This window comes from Arabiibacter massiliensis, from assembly GCF_902386925.1.
In the GTDB taxonomy this organism is placed as follows: domain Bacteria; phylum Actinomycetota; class Coriobacteriia; order Coriobacteriales; family Eggerthellaceae; genus Arabiibacter; species Arabiibacter massiliensis.
The window spans coordinates 1,711,972-1,731,579 of record NZ_LR698996.1; the positions used below are offsets into that span (position 1 = coordinate 1,711,972).

General features: G+C 64.1%; 20 protein-coding genes. 6 read left to right on the top strand and 14 right to left on the bottom strand.

The window, feature by feature from the left end; translation table 11 throughout:
• Positions 1 to 6: 6 nt before the first annotated feature.
• The gene (locus FX134_RS07355) at positions 7 to 372 is read right to left on the bottom strand and encodes a YccF domain-containing protein (RefSeq protein WP_080799795.1); all 366 of its coding nucleotides are present in this window, start codon (positions 370 to 372) and stop codon (positions 7 to 9) included.
• A gap of 238 nt (positions 373 to 610) precedes the next feature.
• On the opposite strand from FX134_RS07355, the gene FX134_RS07360 reads away from it, so the two are divergent.
• Positions 611 to 2,257, top strand: coding sequence for an FAD-binding protein (locus FX134_RS07360; protein ID WP_080799798.1), 1,647 nt, complete (start codon positions 611 to 613; stop codon positions 2,255 to 2,257).
• 79 nt (positions 2,258 to 2,336) lie between these two features.
• Here FX134_RS07360 and FX134_RS07365 read toward each other — a convergent pair whose 3' ends face one another.
• Together FX134_RS07365 and FX134_RS07370 are read right to left on the bottom strand one after the other, a co-directional pair.
• Positions 2,337 to 3,827, bottom strand: a complete 1,491-nt coding sequence (locus tag FX134_RS07365; protein ID WP_080799801.1) for a helix-turn-helix transcriptional regulator — start codon at positions 3,825 to 3,827, stop codon at positions 2,337 to 2,339.
• Positions 3,824 to 4,570 carry a TlyA family RNA methyltransferase gene (locus FX134_RS07370; protein WP_080799804.1) on the bottom strand — a complete coding sequence of 249 codons (747 nt, stop codon included), beginning with the start codon at positions 4,568 to 4,570 and terminating at the stop codon, positions 3,824 to 3,826. Before FX134_RS07370 ends, FX134_RS07365 begins: the two co-directional genes overlap by 4 nt.
• Before the next feature lie 408 nt (positions 4,571 to 4,978).
• On the opposite strand from FX134_RS07370, the gene FX134_RS14940 reads away from it, so the two are divergent.
• Complete coding sequence (locus FX134_RS14940; RefSeq protein ID WP_267900883.1) at positions 4,979 to 5,107, top strand: hypothetical protein; 129 nt, start codon at positions 4,979 to 4,981, stop codon at positions 5,105 to 5,107.
• 63 nt (positions 5,108 to 5,170) lie between these two features.
• On the opposite strand, the gene FX134_RS07375 is transcribed toward FX134_RS14940, so the two are convergent.
• The 3 genes from FX134_RS07375 to FX134_RS07385 form a co-directional block, all read right to left on the bottom strand.
• A complete protein-coding gene (locus tag FX134_RS07375) occupies positions 5,171 to 6,220 on the bottom strand; it encodes an aspartate-semialdehyde dehydrogenase (RefSeq protein ID WP_197735974.1) in 1,050 nt (349 codons plus the stop codon).
• Positions 6,221 to 6,414: 194 nt separating this feature from the next.
• Positions 6,415 to 7,695, bottom strand: coding sequence for an aspartate kinase (locus FX134_RS07380; protein WP_080799807.1), 1,281 nt, complete (start codon positions 7,693 to 7,695; stop codon positions 6,415 to 6,417).
• A 298-nt stretch (positions 7,696 to 7,993) separates the two neighbouring features.
• Positions 7,994 to 9,589, bottom strand: coding sequence for a helix-turn-helix domain-containing protein (locus tag FX134_RS07385; RefSeq protein ID WP_172623412.1), 1,596 nt, complete (start codon positions 9,587 to 9,589; stop codon positions 7,994 to 7,996).
• Between the two features lie 45 nt (positions 9,590 to 9,634).
• On the opposite strand from FX134_RS07385, the gene FX134_RS07390 reads away from it, so the two are divergent.
• Positions 9,635 to 11,293 carry an FAD-dependent oxidoreductase gene (locus FX134_RS07390; protein ID WP_080799814.1) on the top strand — a complete coding sequence of 553 codons (1,659 nt, stop codon included), beginning with the start codon at positions 9,635 to 9,637 and terminating at the stop codon, positions 11,291 to 11,293.
• 127 nt (positions 11,294 to 11,420) lie between these two features.
• Here FX134_RS07390 and FX134_RS07395 read toward each other — a convergent pair whose 3' ends face one another.
• The 5 genes from FX134_RS07395 to FX134_RS07415 all read right to left on the bottom strand — a co-directional run bounded on the left by FX134_RS07395 (position 11,421) and on the right by FX134_RS07415 (position 14,475).
• A complete protein-coding gene (locus tag FX134_RS07395; protein WP_080799817.1) occupies positions 11,421 to 11,606 on the bottom strand; it encodes a hypothetical protein in 186 nt (61 codons plus the stop codon).
• Between the two features lie 112 nt (positions 11,607 to 11,718).
• Positions 11,719 to 12,894 carry a PucR family transcriptional regulator gene (locus FX134_RS07400; RefSeq protein ID WP_080799820.1) on the bottom strand — a complete coding sequence of 392 codons (1,176 nt, stop codon included), beginning with the start codon at positions 12,892 to 12,894 and terminating at the stop codon, positions 11,719 to 11,721.
• A 279-nt stretch (positions 12,895 to 13,173) separates the two neighbouring features.
• Entirely contained in the window at positions 13,174 to 13,491 is a 318-nt protein-coding gene (locus FX134_RS07405) for a hypothetical protein (RefSeq protein WP_080799823.1), read from the bottom strand.
• A complete protein-coding gene (locus tag FX134_RS07410) occupies positions 13,481 to 14,131 on the bottom strand; it encodes a DUF1700 domain-containing protein (RefSeq protein WP_080799827.1) in 651 nt (216 codons plus the stop codon). The genes FX134_RS07405 and FX134_RS07410 overlap by 11 nt, the downstream gene beginning before the upstream one ends.
• On the bottom strand, positions 14,128 to 14,475 hold the full coding sequence (locus tag FX134_RS07415) for a PadR family transcriptional regulator (RefSeq protein WP_172623413.1): 348 nt from the start codon (positions 14,473 to 14,475) through the stop codon (positions 14,128 to 14,130). The genes FX134_RS07410 and FX134_RS07415 overlap by 4 nt, the downstream gene beginning before the upstream one ends.
• Before the next feature lie 278 nt (positions 14,476 to 14,753).
• Here FX134_RS07415 and FX134_RS14945 point away from each other — a divergent pair, with 278 nt between their 5' ends.
• Positions 14,754 to 14,882, top strand: a complete 129-nt coding sequence (locus FX134_RS14945) for a hypothetical protein (protein WP_267900884.1) — start codon at positions 14,754 to 14,756, stop codon at positions 14,880 to 14,882.
• Positions 14,883 to 14,892: 10 nt separating this feature from the next.
• On the opposite strand, the gene FX134_RS07420 is transcribed toward FX134_RS14945, so the two are convergent.
• The gene (locus FX134_RS07420) at positions 14,893 to 16,122 is read right to left on the bottom strand and encodes an MFS transporter (RefSeq protein WP_080799835.1); all 1,230 of its coding nucleotides are present in this window, start codon (positions 16,120 to 16,122) and stop codon (positions 14,893 to 14,895) included.
• 133 nt (positions 16,123 to 16,255) lie between these two features.
• Between FX134_RS07420 and FX134_RS07425 the strand changes: the two genes are divergently transcribed.
• Together FX134_RS07425 and FX134_RS07430 are read left to right on the top strand one after the other, a co-directional pair.
• Complete coding sequence (locus FX134_RS07425; protein WP_080799838.1) at positions 16,256 to 17,233, top strand: zinc dependent phospholipase C family protein; 978 nt, start codon at positions 16,256 to 16,258, stop codon at positions 17,231 to 17,233.
• A 9-nt stretch (positions 17,234 to 17,242) separates the two neighbouring features.
• Positions 17,243 to 18,217 carry a trimeric intracellular cation channel family protein gene (locus FX134_RS07430; protein WP_080799841.1) on the top strand — a complete coding sequence of 325 codons (975 nt, stop codon included), beginning with the start codon at positions 17,243 to 17,245 and terminating at the stop codon, positions 18,215 to 18,217.
• A 103-nt stretch (positions 18,218 to 18,320) separates the two neighbouring features.
• Here FX134_RS07430 and FX134_RS07435 read toward each other — a convergent pair whose 3' ends face one another.
• Positions 18,321 to 18,959 (bottom strand): DUF47 domain-containing protein, encoded by a 639-nt coding sequence (locus tag FX134_RS07435; protein ID WP_080799844.1) that lies wholly within the window; start codon positions 18,957 to 18,959, stop codon positions 18,321 to 18,323.
• A 12-nt stretch (positions 18,960 to 18,971) separates the two neighbouring features.
• Positions 18,972 to 19,601, bottom strand: coding sequence for a DUF47 domain-containing protein (locus FX134_RS07440; protein ID WP_080799847.1), 630 nt, complete (start codon positions 19,599 to 19,601; stop codon positions 18,972 to 18,974).
• Positions 19,602 to 19,608: the final 7 nt, after the last annotated feature.

The following is a 19,608-nucleotide window of genomic DNA, read 5'->3' on the forward strand; positions in this document are numbered from 1 at the left end:
CGCTCCCTACTTCCCGCGGACGACGGCGCCGAAGGGCAGGAGGGCCAGCTTCGCCTGCTTGAAGCATTGCAGGCCGAAGGGGATGCCGATGACGGTGATGCAGAGCAGCGCGCCGTTCACCAGCGCCTCGAGCGCCAGGAACACGCCGCCGAAGATGAACCACAGCACGTTGAGCACAGCCGACCCCGCGCCGCCGCCGTACTCCACCTCCTTGCCGAACGGGAAGAACGCGAGCCCCGCCATCTTGAAGCACTGCGTGCCCACCGGGATGCCCACGATGGTGATGCACCACAGCGCCCCCACGAAGATCCAGCTCAGACCCTGCCAGAGTCCGGCGAAGATGAACCACAGAATGTTGCCGATCACGCTCATGAGACGCCTTTCCGAAGTTTCCCCAGCTCGACAAGCATACCACCTCAACCCCCTCGTTTTGCGGGGTTTGGGGGCAACCTGCGAAAAACGCCGCAGTTCGGGTGTGCCGCGCGCCGTTCGGGAGGCCTAGCATGGCATACGCCGAGCACGCCGAGCGGCGAAACCCGAGGGAGGGAGCGCGGCGGCTCGGAGGAGCGCAGACAAGGCTGCGCGGACGATCGCAAGGAGGAGGAATGCAATGGAGAAAACCGAGAGCATGCTGCAACAGAGCCGTCGAACGTTTCTGAAGACGGCGGGCGTGGCGCTCGCAGGCGCGGCGGGCCTGGGCATCGTAGGCTGCGCGCCAACGAACGGGACGGATGCGAGCGCGGGTGCGCCGGCTGCGGCGGGCACCGACATGAACTGGGACGAGGAGTTCGACGTCGTGGTGGTGGGCGCGGGCTGCGCGGGCCAGGCGGCCGCCATCACAGTGGCGCTCGAAGGTGACGGGGCCACGTGCCTTTTGGCTGAGAAGGGAACCATGCCCGGCGGCAACAGCCCCTTCTGCAAGGGCACCGTCGTCTACGCCGAGGACGAGGATGCATTCAACCAGTACATGCTGGAGATGCGCGGCAAGGAGGGCACCACGCCCGACGACGTGCTGGCCGCCTACGCCAAGGGGGCGGTCGAGAACTACGACTGGGTGTTCACCACACTGGGCGGCGTGCTGGAAGAGGCGTCCATCATCGCACCCGGCACGAAGGACGACCCCCTCGCGCCGAAGCCCGAATGGCCCGAGTTCGAGCATTGCTACTCGCTGGGCAAGCTGACCGTCGCCGGCAACAAGGACGTGGAGGTGAAGGGCGACAAGCACATCACGAAGCTCCTTGACCGCGTCATCGCCGATCATGCGGACGTCATCGAGTACCGCACGGGCGCGGCGCTGGAAGAGCTCGTGCAGGATCCGGCCACGAAGGAGATCCTCGGCGCGGTCATCGGCGGCAAGAACGTGCGGGCGAAGCACGGCGTGATCATGTGCACCGGCGGCTTCGAGGCCAATCCCGTCATGCGCCAGGACTTCTTCGGCCAGGGCGGCGCGCATCCGGCCGTGGAGGACCTCAACACCGGCGACGGCCACAAGGCTTGCATGAAAGTGGGCGCCGACTTCTGGCACATGGAGCACGTTGCGGGCTTCTGGATGGCCGGGCGCGACTTGGAGAACACGAAGTTCACGAACAACCAGATCATCTCGCCCTGCCCCAAGCAGTACGGCATCACCGTGGCCGTGAACGGCCGGCGCTTCTATATGGACTGGGACGGCTACAGCAACAAGTCCGACATAGCCTACAAGGACGACGTGTCACTGGCCGTGGGCAGCCGCCACGGGCATATGCAGATCGGCGGCGAGTGGCCCCACCTGGCCATGCCGCGCAAGGCGTGGTTCGTGTTCGACCAGGCCGGGCTGGAAGCGGGCGCCATCCCCGCCGAAACCACGAGCGATCCCGTGGCCGACAAGCTGGCCTACTCCGCCGACACCATCGAGGAGCTGGCGGCGCAGATGAACGTGCCCGCCGATGAGCTGAAGGCCACCGTCGACCAGTGGAACGAGTGCTGCGAGGCCGGCAAAGACGTGTACTTCCACCGTCCCGCCAAGACGCTGACCCCCGTGGCCACACCTCCGTTCTACGCGCAGCTGTGCTGCCCGTCGTTCCTCAACACCGACGGCGGCCCCGTGCGCAGCGCCAAGGGCGAGATCCTCGACCCTGACGGCGCGCCCATCCCGCACCTGTACTCCGCCGGCGAGTTCGGCTCCGTCTGGAGCGGTGTGTACCAGGGCGGCGGCAACATCGCCGAATGCCTCATCTTCGGCCGCATCTCGGCGCGCAGCGCCATCGCGAACGCGTAAGCAGCGACGCGCCCCTCCTTTGAACGCGAAGGCCCGCCCCCTCCCGGCGGGCCTTCGCCGTGCTCTCGGGGCAAGACCCTCAGCGGCCCTTCATGAAGTCAATGAGATCTTGCTTGGAATGAACGCCCAGCTTCTGGTAGATATTCTTAACGTAGCTGCGCACGGTATTCTCAGACAGCACGAGCGACTCGGCGATGTAGGACGAACTGCGCCCCTCGGCCAGCAGCGCGAGCACCTCGGCCTCGCGGTTGGTCAGGCCGAACTCCTCGCGCACCGCGTCGGCCGGCGCAACCGCCGCGGCAACGGGCGCGCTTGGGAGCGGCTCGCTGAACTGGGTGGGCGTCGCCATGCGCACACGGCACCGGCCGCACACCTCGGCGAACAGGGGCCGCGTGCGCGGGATGGAGTCGGTGAGCAGGAAAGCCACGCTCACCGCCAGCAGACAGATCATGGCCGCGATGATGAGCATCTGCTCGGCCCCGCCCGCATCGCCCAGCCACCACATGATAAGGCGGCCGCTCTCGCGGAAGAACAGGTGCAGGAACCAGAAGAACCCCAGCACGATGTAGGAGGGCAGCGCCCGATGGCGCGCCACGTCGTAGGAGACGAACCAGAGGAAGCCCACCTGGAACAGGTTCGTGATGGCAATGAGCACGGCACCCACCTGGCCCAGCAGCGGATCGAGCGTCGAGAGCAGGATCACGCCCACCGCCAGCGCCGCCAACTGCGCCTGCCACAGCGCCGCGAATTTGAAGCCGCGGCCCTTCACGAGGGTCCACCAGACGACGCCGAGGCCGGCCGCCGTCACGCCCAGGTGCTGCACAAGCTGGAATAACGGGGTCAGCTTGATGGACTCGCCGAACGGGAATCCGCGCGACGCGCCCAGCACCAGGCTGAACAGGGCGATTCCCACGATCAGCCGCACCAGCGTGGAGCGCGGCTCGTCCGCGTACACGTCGTCGCGCGGCTTGGCCACGATGCCGCGCGCCTCGCGAACGTCGAGCGTCTTCTGCGCTTGGACGAACATGGCCAGCGTCACCGCCGGTAGCAGCATGCTGATGAAGAACGCCGTGCTCTCCTCGATGTAGCCGATGAAGATGCCGATGACCGTGGAGAAGGCGAGCGACGAGAACGCCACGAGCAATGCCTCGCGCAGTTCGAGCCGGATGTAGAACGTCATCCACATGCCGCCGCCCCACGCGAGCCCCACGCCCGAGCACACGGCGGCCGCAAGCGTAAACGGCAGATGCGGGAACAGCGATTGCACGAAGAACAGCAGACTGCCCAGCGTCATGAGCGTCGCGGACGCCCAGCCCAGCTGGCGCTCGAACCGCGGGCTGAACGCGCGGCGCAGCGCGATGGCGCCCAGCACCACAATGCACGCGCAGCGGGCGAAGTTGATGGCGATGGTAGTCAGGCCGGAATCGACCCAGATGTAGCGGGCGTACAGGATGCATTGGATCCATACGAGCACGACGCCCGTCCCCAGAAACGAGAGCGAGAACCCCGGGAGGTACGTCGCGGCGAACGCTTTGAAATCCCCTGAGTGCTGCTGCCCGGCCGTCTTCAAAGCGCCACCCCGCTCCCCTCGTACACCGCGCGCACGAGGTACTCCACGTTGCCCTCGGGGCCGGTGATGGGCGACTCGACCACGCCGGTCGGCTCGAAACCGGTGGCCTCGAGCGCCTCGCGCACCTCCTCCACCGTGCGGGCGCGCACGGCCTCGTCGCGCACGACGCCGCGCTCCGTCTCGTCCGGGCGCGACTCGAACTGCGGCTTCACCAGGCCGATGAACACGGTGCCTGGCTGGGAGAATCGCGCGAAGGTGGGCGCGAGCTGCGCGAGGCCGATGAAGCTGAGATCGGCCACGAGCAGGTCGAACGGCGCTCCGAGCTCCGCCGGGTCGGCCAGCTTGATGTTCGTGCGCTCGAAGGCGACCACGCGCGGATCCTGGCGCAGCTTCCACGCGAGCTGGCCGTAGTTCACGTCCACGCACGCGACGCTGGCCGCGCCCGCCTGCAAAAGGCAATCGGTGAAGCCGCCGGTGGACGAGCCGATGTCCAGGCAGCGCAGGCCCTCGACCCGCTGCCCGAACGCGTCGAGGGCCCCTTGCAGCTTGTGTCCACCGCGCGAGACGAAGCGCTTGCGGTTCCTCACCACGACGTCGGCATCGGGGGCCACGCGCACGGCGGCGCTCGTGGCGTACACGTCGTCCACCTTCACCTCGTGCGCGAGCACCGCGCGCAGCGCCGCGCCCGCGTCCGGGAAGTAGCCCTGCTCCACGAGCAGCGTATCGAGCCTGATTTTCTTCATGGGAGACAGTATAGCAATGATGAGCGCGCGTTCGCCGGGCGGCCAGCTTCTGCAATGTCGTCGAGTTTTGCACCCTCGCGTTGCCGAAAAGCGCCGAAAACTGCAATGTCGACGAGATATGCACCTCCTCCCGAGCGCCCGCGCGTGAAAAGTTGCACCGGGAAAACATCTGACCTGGGGTTTTGCCAGCAAGCCCGCCACTGTCACAAGCGACACGGACCAAAAGCCCCCTGCGTAAGGGTGCATAACTCGACGACCTTGCAAAACGAGCGCCTATCCGAGGCCGAAACTTTCCCCGGCGCGCTGAGCGCGGCGTCTTTGCGCTTCCTTAACCGCATGCGGCCGCTTCTTTTCCCCGCCTTAACGCGCGCGCCGGTATCCTCCCTGAGCAGAGGAAAGGAGCATCTCATGGCCGTCGTCGAATTCGTGCTAGCGTTCATCGCCGGTGCCGGTTGCGCGGGCGCGTTGCTGTTCGTGCTCGCTTTGACGTTCGTGGACGTGACGGAACACGGGTGGAGTCTCAAGACGCCGTGGTAGCATAAAAGGCGGCGGCCGCCCGAAGACGGCCGCCGCTGCGACACGCTTGCCCGGGTGCGAGCCCTACGGAAGCAGCAGCTGCGCGATCTGCACGGCGTTGAGCGCGGCGCCTTTGCGGATCTGATCGGCCACCACCCACATCGACAGGCCGTGCTCCACCGTATCGTCGCGGCGCAGGCGGCCGACGTAGGTGTCGTTCGTGCCCGCCAGCAGGCCCGGCATGGGATACACGTTGTTCGCCGGGTCGTCCATCACCGTGATGCCGTCGGTCGCCGCGAGGGCGGCGCGCGCGGCCTCCACGCTCACGTCGCCCGCGAACTCCACGTACACGGCCTCCGCATGGCAGCGCAGCACGGGCACGCGCACGCAGGTGGCGGCCACCTTGATGCCTTCGTCGCCCATGATCTTCTTCGTCTCGACCACCATCTTCCACTCTTCCTTGGTGGAGTCGTCGTCGAGGAACTTATCAATGTGCGGGATGCAGTTGAACGCGATGCGGTGCTGGAACACCTCCACGGCCAGCTCGTCCTCCGGCGTGCCGTCGAGGAACGCCTTCGTCTGGTCGTAGAGCTCGGCCATGGCCGGGGCGCCGCCGCCGCTGGCCGCCTGGTACGTGGACACCACGACGCGCGTGATGGGCGACAGGTCGTAGAGTGGCTTCAACGCCACCACCATCTGGATGGTGGAGCAGTTCGGGTTCGCGATCACGCCGTTGTGCCAGCTCGCGTCGCCCGGATTCACTTCGGGCACGATGAGCGGCACATCCTCGTCCATGCGGAACGCGCTCGAGTTGTCGATCATCACGGCGCCGGCCGACGTCACGGCCTCGCGCAGCTCCTTCGACACGCTCGCGCCGCAGCTGAAGAGCGCGATGTCCACGCCCTCGAACGACTCGGGCGTCATCTCCTGCACCGTGAGCTCGCCCGCCGGCACCTGGCCGCAGCCCGCGAAGGGCAGCTTCTTGCCCGCCGAGCGCGCCGACGCGAGCGCCCGCACCTCCGATACCGGGAAATCGAGGTCGTGCAGCACCTGCAGAAACTCGGTGCCCACCGCCCCCGTGGCCTGGCCCCCGCAACCGCCACCACCGGATTCGCCGGCATCTCCTTCGTCCAAGCCATTTGTCGCTCCTTTGCTGCGCGAAACCCCGAACTTGCAAAAACATCGTCGACGTCCAGTTGGCACCCGCACGGGATCCTTCGGCTCGCTTCGCTCGCTCAGGATGACAACACGACGCTTGTCATCCTGAGCGGAGGCGGCGCAAGCCGCCGGAGTCGAAGGATCCCGCGCGGCGTTAGCCGGCAAGCTTCCTACCGCCCCTTGTTCATCTTCGCGGCTATCTCCTCGGCGGAGAGCTGCGTCTCCTCGAACACGCTGTCGCTGTCCAGGCCGAAGGCCTTGTGCAGGCAGCGCACCGCCTGGGCCGTCTGCGCGCCGTCCACCACCACGGACAGGCGGATGGGCGACGTGGAGATTGCCAGGATGTTGATCTGGTTGTCCCCCAGCGTCTGGAACGCGCGGGCCGCCACGCCGGGCGACGACTTCATGCCCGTGCCCACGAGACTCACCTTCGCGATGTCCTCGTCCACGTCGTACTCGCGCGCGCTGATGTCGGGGAGGATGCGCTCCACGGTCTCGCATGCGCGCTTCTGGTCGGCGCCGGGGCAGGTGAAGCTGATGTCGGTGATGCCGTCCTGCGAGATGTTCTGGATGATCATGTCCACGCTCACGTTGTTGCCGGCCAGCGCGGAGAACACCTTCGCGGCCACGCCGGTCATGTCGGGCACGCCGCGGATGGTGAACTTCACCTCGGACGTGTCGTGGGCGATGCCGGTGATGACGGCTTCCTCCATCATGTCGGTTTCCTCCTTGATATAGGTGCCTTCGGCCTCCGAGAACGCCGAGCGGGAATGGATGACCACGTTGTACTTGCGCGCGAACTCTACGGCGCGCATCTGCAGCACGCCCGCGCCCGAGCTCGAGAGCTCCAGCATATCTTCGTAGCTGATGACGTCCAACTTCTTGGCGCGCGGGCACACGCGCGGGTCGGCCGTGTACACGCCATCCACGTCGGAGTAGATCTCGCACACGTCGGCGTCCAGGCCGTGCGCCACCGCCACCGCCGTGGTGTCGGAGCCGCCGCGGCCGAGCGTGGTGATGTCGCCGTTGGCGTCGATGCCCTGGAAGCCCGCGACCACGGCGATCATGCCCTTTTCGAGCGCCTCCATGACGCGCTCGTTGTGCACCATGACGATCTTGGCCTTGGCGTGCGTGCCGTCCGTCTCGATGCCGGCCTGGCGGCCCGTGAAGCTCATGGCCTTGTAGCCGCGCGCCTCGATGGCCATGGCCAGAAGCGTCATGGACACCTGCTCGCCGGTGGACAGCAGACGGTCCATCTCGCGGGCGGGCGGGTTGTCGTTGAGCGAGGCGGCCAGTCCCACCAGCTCGTCAGTGGTCTTGCCCATGGCGGACACGACGGCCACCACGTCGTGGCCCTGCTGCTTCTTCGCGATGAGCTTTTTCGCAACCATCTGGATGCGCTCAGGAGAAGCGACGGACGTGCCCCCGAATTTGCATACGATTAACGACATGGCGTTCTTTCTCGTCCCGTGGGTTCCCAATCGGCTGTCCACTATACCAAACAACCTGCGGCCCCGCCTACAGGAAGCCCACCATCAGGAGCTTTTTCCACGGGGAAAGTAAACGGGCCGGGCGCGCCCGATCCCCCAACCGAATTGTCGACCCGAACACACGCCACACGGCGCTGTGGCGTGTGTTCGGGTCGACAATCGCCCGGAAAACGCGTAGCGCCTGCTTGAGATCACCTCGAGACGAACGAAGCGAAATCAGCAAAGAAGACTTGCACAACGCTTTCGCGCGCCTACGAGCTTAGGCGACCGGATCTATCCGCTCGATCAGATCAAGCATCTCCTGACGTCCGGCAACGCCCATTTTTATATACGTCGACTTGATGTGGGTTTTCGTGGTGCTTGTTGCGATATGGAGACGTTCTGAAATATAGGGGACGCTCCTGCCGCGTGACACCATGAGCAATATCTCGCTTTCCCGCTCTGAAAGGCCATAGCGCTCTATGGCTGCATCGCATTGCCGAGCAAACTGCATGGCGCTTGCAACAGGGGCATGGGGCCCTTCATCAACAGGAGCGCTTGCTGCATCCTTGACAAAGATGCCACCACTTCCGAAAACGACGGTCGAAGCAATGACGAGTATGCACACCACTGCCAAAAGAACGAGTATCTCGCTGCTCGCCACGCCCACTATGGGCAGCCCGAATGCTCCGATTACTATTCCAGCTGGACCGCAAAGACCCTCGAAGAACCTGCCTATGCTCACCGCGCGAGAAGGCAGGAACCCTGACGTGTGGGAAACGTCGCACAAAACCACCATGAGGAAAATATCGAGGCACGTGAAAGCCGACATGGCAAAAGCGAAGCCTACGCCGTTCGCCTGGGGATCGAGGGCGAAAATGAGCATGAAACCAACTATTGTCAAAGGGAGCACAAGCCTATATATCAGAGAAAGAGAAAAACGTTTCCGAAGCAAAACGGTGACCACGCAAAACGCTACAACGAGCATGGCAGTGCCCAACAAAGAAATGCTGAACTGATACGTATAGGATGCGTTGTCCGTCGGAGTGGCCGTGGCAACAAAGAGCCAGAATGCAGTGCCGAACACGAATAAAGCGAAGATCACCCTCCAAGTTTGGCGGAAGAACTGTTTCGCGGAGTCAGTTCGCTTGAGGGGAAGGGGCTCGGCCGTCTGAGCGCTCGCGCGGGCAAAGCGCCATGAGAGAGGGAGCAAAAAACCACATGCCACGAGACCGGCCACGTGGGGCAACGACACAATGAGGAAATAGAGGACGAAGGCGATTCCATACGAGCAGAGAACGCAGGCGGTGACACGGAAACCGCCGAGGGTACTGAAGTACTCGCCCCAGCAAACGATCACCCACGCAGAACCGACTCCCGTGAGAATCCCTCCCGCAACCAACGCGCTCTCCTGATGAGCGAGCCCTGCAGAAGGACCGAGCCCTGCAAGCACCGTTCCGACACCCGCGCAGAGCGCGAGTCCAAGACCGATCCGACTTTTTGAATACAACGGCGCGATGCGCTCTCCAAGCATCGCCACAAAAGCAAATGCGCAGGCGTTGCTGATCCCCGACGTGATGCTGAAAGCATTGTTCGATACAGCGAATTCCTGATAGCCACCTGTGACTATCGAGCTGAAGAACACGAGAAAGTTCCATGCCCCGAAAAGCGCGAATCCAAAATTTCGAGGAAGCAGATCGAACTCCTCGAAAAACTGGGCCAGTCGAAAAGCATGTACTGTTTGGAGGATGGTACAACCCGATTTACCAGCAAGTATGTCCTGTTTGGGGGATATCTCGATCTCCGCCTTTCTGCAAAATAGGGTTGTCGGCGAAACGCATTGTTTGAATGTAAGGCCTGGCGATTCATTTTGCAAGCACCGCATCTTTGCCGACATCAGACAAAGGAAAGGGGAGAGAAAATGAAACAAATGACGCGAAGGAACTTCCTAGCGGGGTTCGCCGCAACAGGAGCGCTGGCAACCGTCGGAGCACTTTCCGCATGCAGCCCGGAAAGCAAGACTCCTCACGAGGCGAACGCATCTCAAGAAGCGCTCGACGAGGCTAAGGCCGCGATCAAACTGCCCCAGTCACAGGAATTCAACGTGTACCTGCCCGAAGCTGGCACGGTTGCGTTCGAAAAGGAGCCGATCACTTCGATCGCGGAAACATCAAGCTACGACGTGGTGATATGCGGAGCCGGAATCGCTGGCGTTTCAGCAGCTGCCTCGTGCGCCGAGAACGGCCTCAAAACGCTTCTCCTTGAAAAGGGCGATACGATAGCGGCTCGCGGAGGCGACGTTGCCTGCGTGGGCGATTCCTATCACAAGGCGGCAGGCGTCAACATCGAACCCGAGGAGATAGTAGGGGAGCTACTGCTCAGCAGCGGGTATCGCGCTGACGCCAGCCTGATTAGAAAATGGGCGTATCGTTGCGGCGAGGCAACCGATTGGATGCTTGAAACCGTGAGTCCAGAAGCGGCGAAAGGAGTCATCAAGTTCGCTGACGGAAATCAAGATTGCGGAGGAGTCACCTGGTTCGCCACCCAGATCGAGTTTTCCAACGGAATGGGTCCGATTGTCCAAGGGCTGCTAGATCATGCCATCGAAAGCGGTGCCGAGATCCTCTTCCTCACTCCGGCTGTGCAACTTGTTCAAGATCAGAATGGCTCGATAACTGGGGTCATCGCCAAGAAGGAAGATGGATCATACATCCAATGCAATGCTTCCAAGGGCGTTATCCTTGCAACCGGCAGCTATGAGTTCAACCCCGACAAAATGAGGGAATGCTGTCGGCCTCGGGATCTCGATACGCGCATGTGGATGAACCCCACGACAACTGACACGGGCGACGGTCACCTCATGGGCCTTGCCGTCGGCGGCGTGGAAGACGAGTACCCCCACACGGTCATGACCGATCCATCAGGTGCAGGTTTTGGCGGGTACGGTCCGAAAATAGGAATGAAGCCTTTCCTGCGCGTCAACGACGCAGGCCAACGCTTTGTAAACGAGTATATTCCATGGGACTGCCTTGCCAATGCCATCAACTCGCAGATGGGTGCGCACGATTTCTGCATCGTGGATGATGACATGGTGGCCGCCATGCATCAGATGGCGGATGTTCACGATTATCCGGTTCCCTTCGAAGACGACTACGAAGAGATGAAGGCTCAATGCGTTTCAGCCGACACCTTAGAAGAACTCGCGGAGAAGCTCAGCATACCTGCGGACGCGCTCACTGCGACCATCGATCGCTACAATTCGTTCTGCGATAGCGGAGTCGATGAGGACTTCGGCAAGGAAGCGAAATATCTCACGCCCGTTCGCACTCCGCCCTTCTACGGTTTCGACGAGGGGACGATGAGCCTTGTCACTGTCAGCGGGCTTCGCGTCGATAAGAGCTGCGGCGTTCTAAGTGGAGAGACGCACCGTCCCATTCCCGGCTTGTACGCGATAGGCAATGTGCAAGGAAGCATGTTCGAGAACTTCTATCCCCACCACATCAACGGCGTGAGCCACGGACGATGCTTGACCTTCGGATACCTTTTGGGTCGCGAGCTTTCCGGCAAAGAGACTGCTTAAAACGGCACTTGGACATTTTATGGGGCCGTAGCACAATCGCCGCGGCCCCTCTTGATAGAGATTCGAGTCAACAATCGTCGGAGATAAATGGCATAAAAGGGGACTGTCCCCTTTTATGCCATTTTCGTTAGCCGGCCTGGTAGATGGTTTCGAGGTCGCCGTTCTCCACGAGGGCGCAGAGGGCCTTGCTGGCCTGGTCACGCTCGATGCCCAGGTGCTCGAAGCGCTTCGCCAGCTTGAGGCAGTAGGACAGGTCGCCGGACTCCAGCGACAGCAGGGCGGACGCGGCTTGCTCGTTCAGGTTTCCAAACATGTGATGCTCCTTTCCTCTTCGATGGAACCAGCTTACGCGCCGGAAGGAAGGGGGCGTTTGGACGAATTGAGAAGCTCGCCGGTCGTTTTTGGCCGATCGCACAAACCGGCGCTCAGGGGCGCACGAGCGGGTTCGTGTGATCGAGATAGACGAGGCCCAGCAGGAACACGAGCTCGCGATCAGGCGAATCGGGCATCCCGAGCACGTCCTTCGCCTTGCGCAGGCGGTAGCGCACGGTGTTGGGATGCTGGCACAGGGCGTCGGCCGCAAGCCGGATGTCGCCGTAGGCGCGCGCCACCGCCTCGCACGTGGAGGCGAGCTCGGTGCCGTGCGCGTCGTCGTGCTCCTCGAGCAGCGCGCGATGGAGCGCCGCCGTGCGCCAGAACAGGCGGCCTTCGCTGGCGGCCGCGCGGAAGGCGTCGTGGTGCAGGTCGGCCCAACGCACCACGTCCTGGCCCTCGATCTGGGCGGTCTTGAGCGCGGCAAGCGCCTCGCGCACGCTCATGTCGCCGTCGCCGAGCGGCGTCTCCTCCCCCACGCCGAGCGACACCGGGCCCGTTGCCAGAAGGCGTGCGACCAGGTCGGCCTCCGAACGCGTGCGAACCCCCGCGGGCGGCTGCACGTACGACACGAACGCGAGCAGCGCCCCGTGGTAGCGGAAGGCGAACACGGCCTCCACCACGTCCCAGTCGCGCTTGAAGTCCGCGAGCACCTTCGCCGCCGCGTCGAGCGCGGCGTACAGCGAGCACTCGTCGGTCGCGCGGGGTGCCACGGCCGCGCACTGCACGGTGGAGCCGGTGGTGCCGGCCAGCTCGAAGAGCGCCGCGCGTGTGGCGTGCGCGTCGTGCCCGGCCAGCAGGCCGTCCATGATGCGGCCCTTGTCCGACTGCTCGGCGTCGCGGCGGATGAGGTCGAGCGCCTGGTAGGCCACCACCTCGTGGTAGGCGCCGTCGTAGAGGTACAGCGGAACGCCCGCCTCCTCGGCAGCCGCGATAGCCCGATCGCTCACGATGGGGCGGTATACCGTCTTGAGGGCGATGCCCGCCACGCCGCGCGCGATGAGCAGGAGCAGCGACCGCTCGGACAGGTCGGGGTCGTCGTTCGCGAAGCCGAGGTTCGACACGATGAACTCGCCGGGGACGTAGGACAGGTACCCGTCGTCTTTGTCGGGCGGGCAGTCGAGAATGCCCACGTTGCGCACCTCGCGCGCCTCGGCGCCGGCGCGCCGCGTGAGGAGACGCACCTGCTCGAACGCCGGCAGCGCCAGTATGTCCGCGATCGTGATCATGGGGCCTTCCCTTCGTGAGTGATCGACCGCACCATCATACGACGAGCCGCCGCCGAGCGCCACTGCGGGAAGACGTGGACAAAATCGGCCTTCGGGACTGATTTTTTCGCGCCGATCTCGCCTGACCACGGAGAAACTCCAGGTGGCGAGAAGCCGAGCCAAGAGCACCGGACGAAAAATCAGTCCTGAAGGGCAATTTTGTCCATGATGCTACCGGTCATTAAATGTTTCACGTGAAACATTCGTGCTGGAGTCCCTGGTGGTTCAGGGGTTGCGCGCTTACATCAGCAGGTCGATCACGTGGGCGAGGGCGCGGTTCGCGAGATCCAGCTTGTCGGCGGCATCGAAGGACGCGGGCGCTTGCGGGGCCTGGGGCGCTGCGGGTGCGGCCGGAGCCTGCGGGGCCGCAGGTGCGGCGGGAGGCTCGTCGGACGCGATGCGCACGCCGTCCTGCACGATGCTCACGCCCACCGGCAACGGGCTCTGAAGCTTCCCCAGATCACCTCCCACCAGCACGAACGACGCGATCATCAGCACGGCGCCCACGCCCACGCAGATACCGGCCACCTTGAACCAGAGCTTCTTGTCAGCGAGCATTGCCAACCTCCTCGTTCCCGGCGACGAACGCCTCGGCGGCAGGACGCGCCTTCTTCACGAACAGCGAGCGCACCTTGTCGGCGTAGCGGCGCGACGCGTCCACCAGCCATTCGCTCGCCCTCTTGGCTCCCGTCAGGCAGAACACGCCCAAGCCGAACAGCAAAAGCCCCGAGCCGAGCTGCCACATGGCCACCACCGGCTCGCCGATGAAGAGGCAGTACGCGGCCACGGCGATCCCCAGCGGCCCGCCGCACAGAAAGCCGACGGCCAGCACCCACACCGACACGGCGAGCGCCCAGATGACGATGTACACGCTGAAGGCCAGGCATGCGAACACGAGCAGCAGCGACACCCAGAACGGCGACAGCACGAGCGCCAGAATCCAGTTCAGCGTGTGGCTCTTCGTCTTCGTCTTCGCGATGGCCTTGGGGATGGCGGGCAGCTCGGCCACGATGGCGCGCGCCACCTCCTCCGGGTCGCCCATCGCCGCGACGGCCTCGCGCTCGGGCTGGCCGTCCTCCACGCGGTCGTCGATCATCTCCGCGTAGAACGACACCGACTTCTCCGCCTCCGCGGCGGGCAGCTTCGCGAGCCCCTCCCGCAGTCTTTCCAAAAACTCCTGCTTGCCCATGCCGCTCATGCCTTCGCTCCTTGCTCGACGCCTTCTGCCTGCTCCTCGTCCGCTCCTTGGATGTAGCGGTAGATCTCGCGCACCTGCGCCCACTCGCCCGCGAACTCGTCCAGCCGCTCGCGTCCCGCGGGGGTGATGCGGTAATACTTGCGCAGCCTCCCGTTGTGCTCCACCGACCTCACCGTCAGAAGTCCGTTGGCCTCCAAGCGTTTGAGCAGCGGATACAGCGTCGATTCCGTCAGCCCGAGCACCTCGGGCACGTCGCGCAGGATGCGGTAGCCGTACGAGTCCTCGGCGCGGATGGACGCGAGCACGCACGCTTCGAGGAACCCTCTCTTCATTTGCGCGTCCACGTGATACCTCCGTCTACGTTGTACTATGTGATACATAGTATACCAGCACGCGAGGCATTGCAAGAGGCATTCGGAAAAAGATTGTCGACCCAAACACACGCTACAGCTGCCTGAGGCGTGTGTTTGGGTCGACAATCGTATGCTGGCAGGAGGAAATATCCGGCGAGGCGCGGCCGCCTTACGAAGAAGTAAGCCCCCGGTAAGGCGCGCCCAAGCCGTCCGTAAGGACGGCCGTCCATACTGGAAGGCATCCGAAACGAACGACCGAAGGAGCGAACATGGCGAAGATACTGGGAACCGCGGCGAAAGTCGCGTTGGCGGCGGCAGCGGCAGGCGCGCTGGTGGTGGCGACGTGCGTGTTCGCCGAAAGCACCCGCACCGCCCCCGCCCCCAAGCGCCGCCGCTAGCGAGCGCCGCCTACCCCTTGTTCTCGGGCATCCTCCACAAAAGGATGAAGCCCAGCACGAACAGCGCGGCGATGGATAGCACGCCCATGGACGAGTTGCCGGTGATCTGCGTGAACACGCTCACGAGGAAGGTGCCCATGACGGCGGCGTACTTGCCGAAGATATCGAAGAAGCCGTAATACTCGTTGGCGTGCTCCTTGGGGATGAGCTTGCCGAACTCGCTGCGCGAGAGCGCCTGGATGCCGCCCTGGAACAGCCCCACGCAGATGGCGAGGATCCAGAACTCGATGGCCTCGCGCAGGAAGAACGCCGCGAACAGCGTGATGCAGAAATACGCGAAGATGGCCACCAGAAGCATGCGCTTCGTGCCGAACTTGCCGGACAGCCGCCCGTAGACGATGGCCGACGGGAACGCCACGAACTGCGTGACCAGCAGCGCCAGCACGAGCTGCGTGGCGTCGATCCCCAGGTCGGTGCCGTAGCTCGTGGACATCTTGATGATGGTGTGCACGCCGTCGATGTAGCAGAAGAACGCCAGCATGAACAGGCGCAGCCGCTTGTCCTTGAAGATGCGCTTCACCGTGCGCCACAGGCCGCCGAACGTGTCGCGGATCAGGTGCTCGGCGCGCTCCTTGTAGTGCGTCTGGTGCACGTTCTTGATGAGCGGGATGCTGAATGCCACCCACCACACGGCCGTGATCAGGAACGCTATCTTCATCCCCACGTCCATGGGGATGCCCACGGTGGGCCCGCCCAGCACCACGGCCAGGCACGCGATGAACGGGATGCACGAGCCGATGTAGCCCCACGCGTAGCCCTGCGACGACACCTCGTCGTAGCGCTCGTCGGTGGTGGCATCCACCAGAAACGCGTCGTAGAACACCATGGAGCCGTTCAGCATGATGGAGGCCACCACGTACAGCACGAGGAAGGCCATGGCCGCCGTGGGGATGCCGAGCGCCGCGAGCGCGATGGCGCCCGTGCCCACGGTTCCGATGAAGAACTTCTTCTTGTTGCCCTTGAGATCGGCAAGGCTCCCCAGGATGGGCATGAGCAGCGCCAGCAGCAGCGACGCCACCGTCTCGGCGTAGCCCCAGGCCACCACCACCGACGAGCCCTCCTCGGCGATGGAGGCGAAGTACACCGGGATGAGCGCGGTAGCCAGCAGCACGAACGCCGAGTTGCCCACGTCGTAGATGATCCAGCTCTTCTCCTGCTTGGTCAGCCTCGCTCGCGCCATGATGCGCCTCTCATCCTCTTCGTAAAGCATTCTTCACAAGTGGAAAACCGACGGTTAACAATCACCCGTTCATTGTATATGATAGCGACGAGCGACACCCGTAAAAATACCGTCAGAACGGAGCGCCTTCTCCATGCCCGCGATCATCACCCACGATTTCTTCGGCCGCGACGTCTATGACCGTCTGTTCACCCTGATCGGCGGCTCGCGCGACGAGGCCGACGCCTTCCTCCTGGGCAACCAGGGCCCCGATCCCCTGTTCTACATGGTGCTCAGCCCGCAGCTGCGCGCGCACCACCGCCTGGGCTCCATCATGCACAACAAGAAGCCGAGCGAGCTTCTGGCCGCGTTCAAGAGCTCGCTGGACATCCTCGGCAGCGCCGAGCGCGAGGTGGGCCGCGCCTACGCCCTGGGCTTCCTGTGCCACTATACGCTGGACTCCACCATGCACCCGTTCGTGTTCTTCCACGAGTACCGGCTCACCGACGCCGGCGAGCCAGGCCTTTCGCGTGCCGACGGCAGCGAGGTGCACGGCGTCATCGAGAGCGAGCTGGACGAGCTCGTGCTGTTCGCGAAGCGCGGGCAGACCGTGGCCACGTTCAACCCCTCGGCCGAAATCCTCAACGCGAGCGATTTCGCGCTGAGCGTCATCTCGAAGATGTACGCCTACGTCGCCCTCACCGTGTACGGCGAGATCATCCCCGCCACGATGTTCGCGACCGCCGTCAAGGACTTCCGCGTGGCGCAGCGCCTGTTCTACTCGCCCTCCGGCCGCAAGCGCGCGCTGATCGGGCGCATCGAGGAGCTCGCGCGCCCCTTCTCGTTCTACAAGTCGATGAGCCACCGCCCCGTCGAGCTCGCCGAGAGCGACTTCGACAACCGCGCGCACGAGCCGTGGGAGAACCCGTTCACGGGCGAGGAGCGCACGGTCGGGTTCTGGGACCTCTTCGACGAGGCGCTCGAGAAGGCCCAGGCCAACATCGCCGCGTTCGACCGAGACGGCTTCGACCTCGAGGCCGCCCGCGCCCTCACGCACGAGCTGGACTTCTCGGGCGAGCCCGTGGTGGCCGTCCTCGTGGCCGTCGAGGACGACGCGCCGGCGAACGCCTAAGCCCGCGCGATGCTGGAAGTCGTCCTCGCCATACCGTTCTGGCTCGAACTGGCCGCAACGCTGACCGGCGGCCTGTCGGGCGCCATGAGCGCGGTGCGGGCGCGCTACGACATCTTCGGCGTGGTGTGCATCGCCATCATCACGGGGCTCGCCGGCGGCATCATGCGCGACCTGCTGCTGCAGAACTACGGCATCTACGCGTTCCAACGCCCCACCCTCATCGTGGCGTGCGCGGTGGCGGGCGTCGTGGTGTTCTACTTCGGCAAGCTGGCAACCTACCTCGACCCGGTGGTGGATCTGCTCGACAACCTGTCGGTGGCGCTGTGGGCCGTGATCAGCGTGGGCAAGGGCCTCTCGGCCGGGCTCGACGTGGTGCCGGCTGTCATCCTGGGCACCATCACCGCTGTGGGCGGCGGCATCCTGCGCGACATCTGCATGAACCGCGAGCCCGACGCCTTCCAAGCCGGCGCGCTGTACGGCTCGGCCGCGCTCGTGGGCTCGGCCGCCTACGCGCTCATGGCGCAGAACCACATCCTCGACTCCTACGCGCCCATTACCTGCGCCGTGCTGGTGCTGGGCCTGCGCTACGCGTCGCTGTTCTTCGGGTGGAGCACGAAGCCGCCGAAGGATTACTCCGACGTGGTGGCCAACGCCGTGGCGCGCCCGGTGAAGTCGGTGGCGAAGCGCGTGCGCCCGCCGAAGGGCAAGGTGGAGCGCGAGAAGGAGCGCAACCGGGCCTACGCGAAGCTCAGCTACTTCTGGAAGCGCATGAACGGCGAGATCCCCCCGCCGCGCAAGCGCCGCGAGCTGGAGCAGGCCGCCGAGGCCGCGCCGTCGCCGGCCGTGGAGGCGGGTGCCGAGGCCGAGGCGAACGACCCGAGCGACCGCATCGTCGTGAACCGCGACGAGCTGCACCGCCTCCTCGACGCGAGCGCCGCCTTCCAAGAGGACCCGCCCCGCGACCCCTTCGAGCCGCGGGCGTGACAAAGGGACGGGGATAATGTCACATTCTCGTACGAGCTTCGGGGCCGTTGCTCGTCGAGGAATGTGACATTATCCCCGTCCCTTTGTCACGCCCCCCATCCCCCTACACGTTCTTCAGCAGGATGCCGCTCATCGTGTCGGCGGCGTGCTCGCAGGCGTCGCAGCACTTCTCCATGCGGTCGAAGATCTGCGACCAGCGAAGCACATGCAGCGCGTCCTCCCCGTTGCCCTCGTCGTAGAGGCTGCGGTTCACCTTCATGTACAGCCGATCCGCCTCCTCCTCGTAGGCGTTCACGTCGATGACCAGCTGGTTGAACGTCTTGGACTTCTTGAAGTTGCGGAAGTCCCCCATGGCCTTCTCCAGGGCCTTGCAGCTCTTCTTGATGAGCCGCGCGAACTCGCGCGCGTGCTCGTGCATGTCGTTCACGCGGTACATGTAGAAGCACAGCACGACGTCCTCGATGTAGTCGATGAGGTTGTCGAGGCCCTGCGCCAGCTCGATGATGTCGTCGCGCTCGATGGGCGTGATGAAGTCGTGCGCCATGCGCTTGTACAGCAGGTGGTTGTGCTCGTCGCTCTCGTTCTCCAGCTTGTGCGCGCGCTCCATGAGCTCGCGGACGCGCTCGCGCGACTCGTACTCGTCGATGACCTCCACGAGCAGCTGCGCCTCGGCCACCGCGGCCTCGGCCTGCTTCTCGAACAGGTCGAAGTAGTCGGCCTTCTCGCGCTTCTTCTTGCCCATGCGCCCGCGCCCCTACACGTTCTTCAGCAGGATGGAGTTCATGGTGTCGGCGGCGTGCTCGCAGGAGTCGCAGCACTTCTCCATGCGGTCGAAGATCTGCGACCACACCAGCACGCGCATGGGGTTCTCGCGGTCGTGCGTGTGCAGCTTGCGGATGACCGTCATGTACAGCTGGTCGGCCTCCTCCTCGTAGGTGTTCACGTCCACGATGAGCTGCTTGAACGTCTTGGACTTCTTGAAGTTGCGGAAGTCCTCCATCGCGCGGTCGAGCGCCTGGCAGCTCTTCTTGATGAGCTGGGCGAACTCAAGCGCGTCGTGGTGCATGAAGTGCACGTCGTACATGTAGAAGCGCTGCATGACGTCCTCGATGTAATCGATGATGTTGTCGAGGTACTGCGTCATGTTGATGATATCCTCGCGCTCGATGGGCGTGATGAAATCGGTGGCCACCGTCTTGAACACGGCGTGGTTGATCTCGTCGCCCTTGTGCTCCAGCTCGTGCGCGCGCTCCATGACCTCCCTCAGATGCGCGGCCTCCGTGAAGCCCTCGATGGCCTCGATCAAAAGCTCGGCCTCTTCGACAGCCACCTCGGTCTGTTTCTCGAACGCGTCGAAATAATCGAACTTAACCTTCTTGCTCACAGGCACT

Bases quoted from the DNA above. Each gene is read 5' to 3' on its own strand.
- FX134_RS07355 (WP_080799795.1), bottom strand. From the start codon at position 372: ATGAGCGTGATCGGCAACATTCTGTGGTTCATCTTCGCCGGACTCTGG.
- FX134_RS07360 (WP_080799798.1), top strand. From the start codon at position 611: ATGGAGAAAACCGAGAGCATGCTGCAACAGAGCCGTCGAACGTTTCTG.
- FX134_RS07370 (WP_080799804.1), bottom strand. From the start codon at position 4,570: ATGAAGAAAATCAGGCTCGATACGCTGCTCGTGGAGCAGGGCTACTTC.
- FX134_RS14940 (WP_267900883.1), top strand. From the start codon at position 4,979: ATGGCCGTCGTCGAATTCGTGCTAGCGTTCATCGCCGGTGCCGGTTGC.
- FX134_RS07380 (WP_080799807.1), bottom strand. From the start codon at position 7,695: ATGTCGTTAATCGTATGCAAATTCGGGGGCACGTCCGTCGCTTCTCCT.
- FX134_RS07390 (WP_080799814.1), top strand. From the start codon at position 9,635: ATGAAACAAATGACGCGAAGGAACTTCCTAGCGGGGTTCGCCGCAACA.
- FX134_RS07395 (WP_080799817.1), bottom strand. From the start codon at position 11,606: ATGTTTGGAAACCTGAACGAGCAAGCCGCGTCCGCCCTGCTGTCGCTG.
- FX134_RS07400 (WP_080799820.1), bottom strand. From the start codon at position 12,894: ATGATCACGATCGCGGACATACTGGCGCTGCCGGCGTTCGAGCAGGTG.
- FX134_RS07405 (WP_080799823.1), bottom strand. From the start codon at position 13,491: ATGCTCGCTGACAAGAAGCTCTGGTTCAAGGTGGCCGGTATCTGCGTG.
- FX134_RS07410 (WP_080799827.1), bottom strand. From the start codon at position 14,131: ATGAGCGGCATGGGCAAGCAGGAGTTTTTGGAAAGACTGCGGGAGGGG.
- FX134_RS14945 (WP_267900884.1), top strand. From the start codon at position 14,754: ATGGCGAAGATACTGGGAACCGCGGCGAAAGTCGCGTTGGCGGCGGCA.
- FX134_RS07420 (WP_080799835.1), bottom strand. From the start codon at position 16,122: ATGGCGCGAGCGAGGCTGACCAAGCAGGAGAAGAGCTGGATCATCTAC.
- FX134_RS07425 (WP_080799838.1), top strand. From the start codon at position 16,256: ATGCCCGCGATCATCACCCACGATTTCTTCGGCCGCGACGTCTATGAC.
- FX134_RS07430 (WP_080799841.1), top strand. From the start codon at position 17,243: ATGCTGGAAGTCGTCCTCGCCATACCGTTCTGGCTCGAACTGGCCGCA.
- FX134_RS07435 (WP_080799844.1), bottom strand. From the start codon at position 18,959: ATGGGCAAGAAGAAGCGCGAGAAGGCCGACTACTTCGACCTGTTCGAG.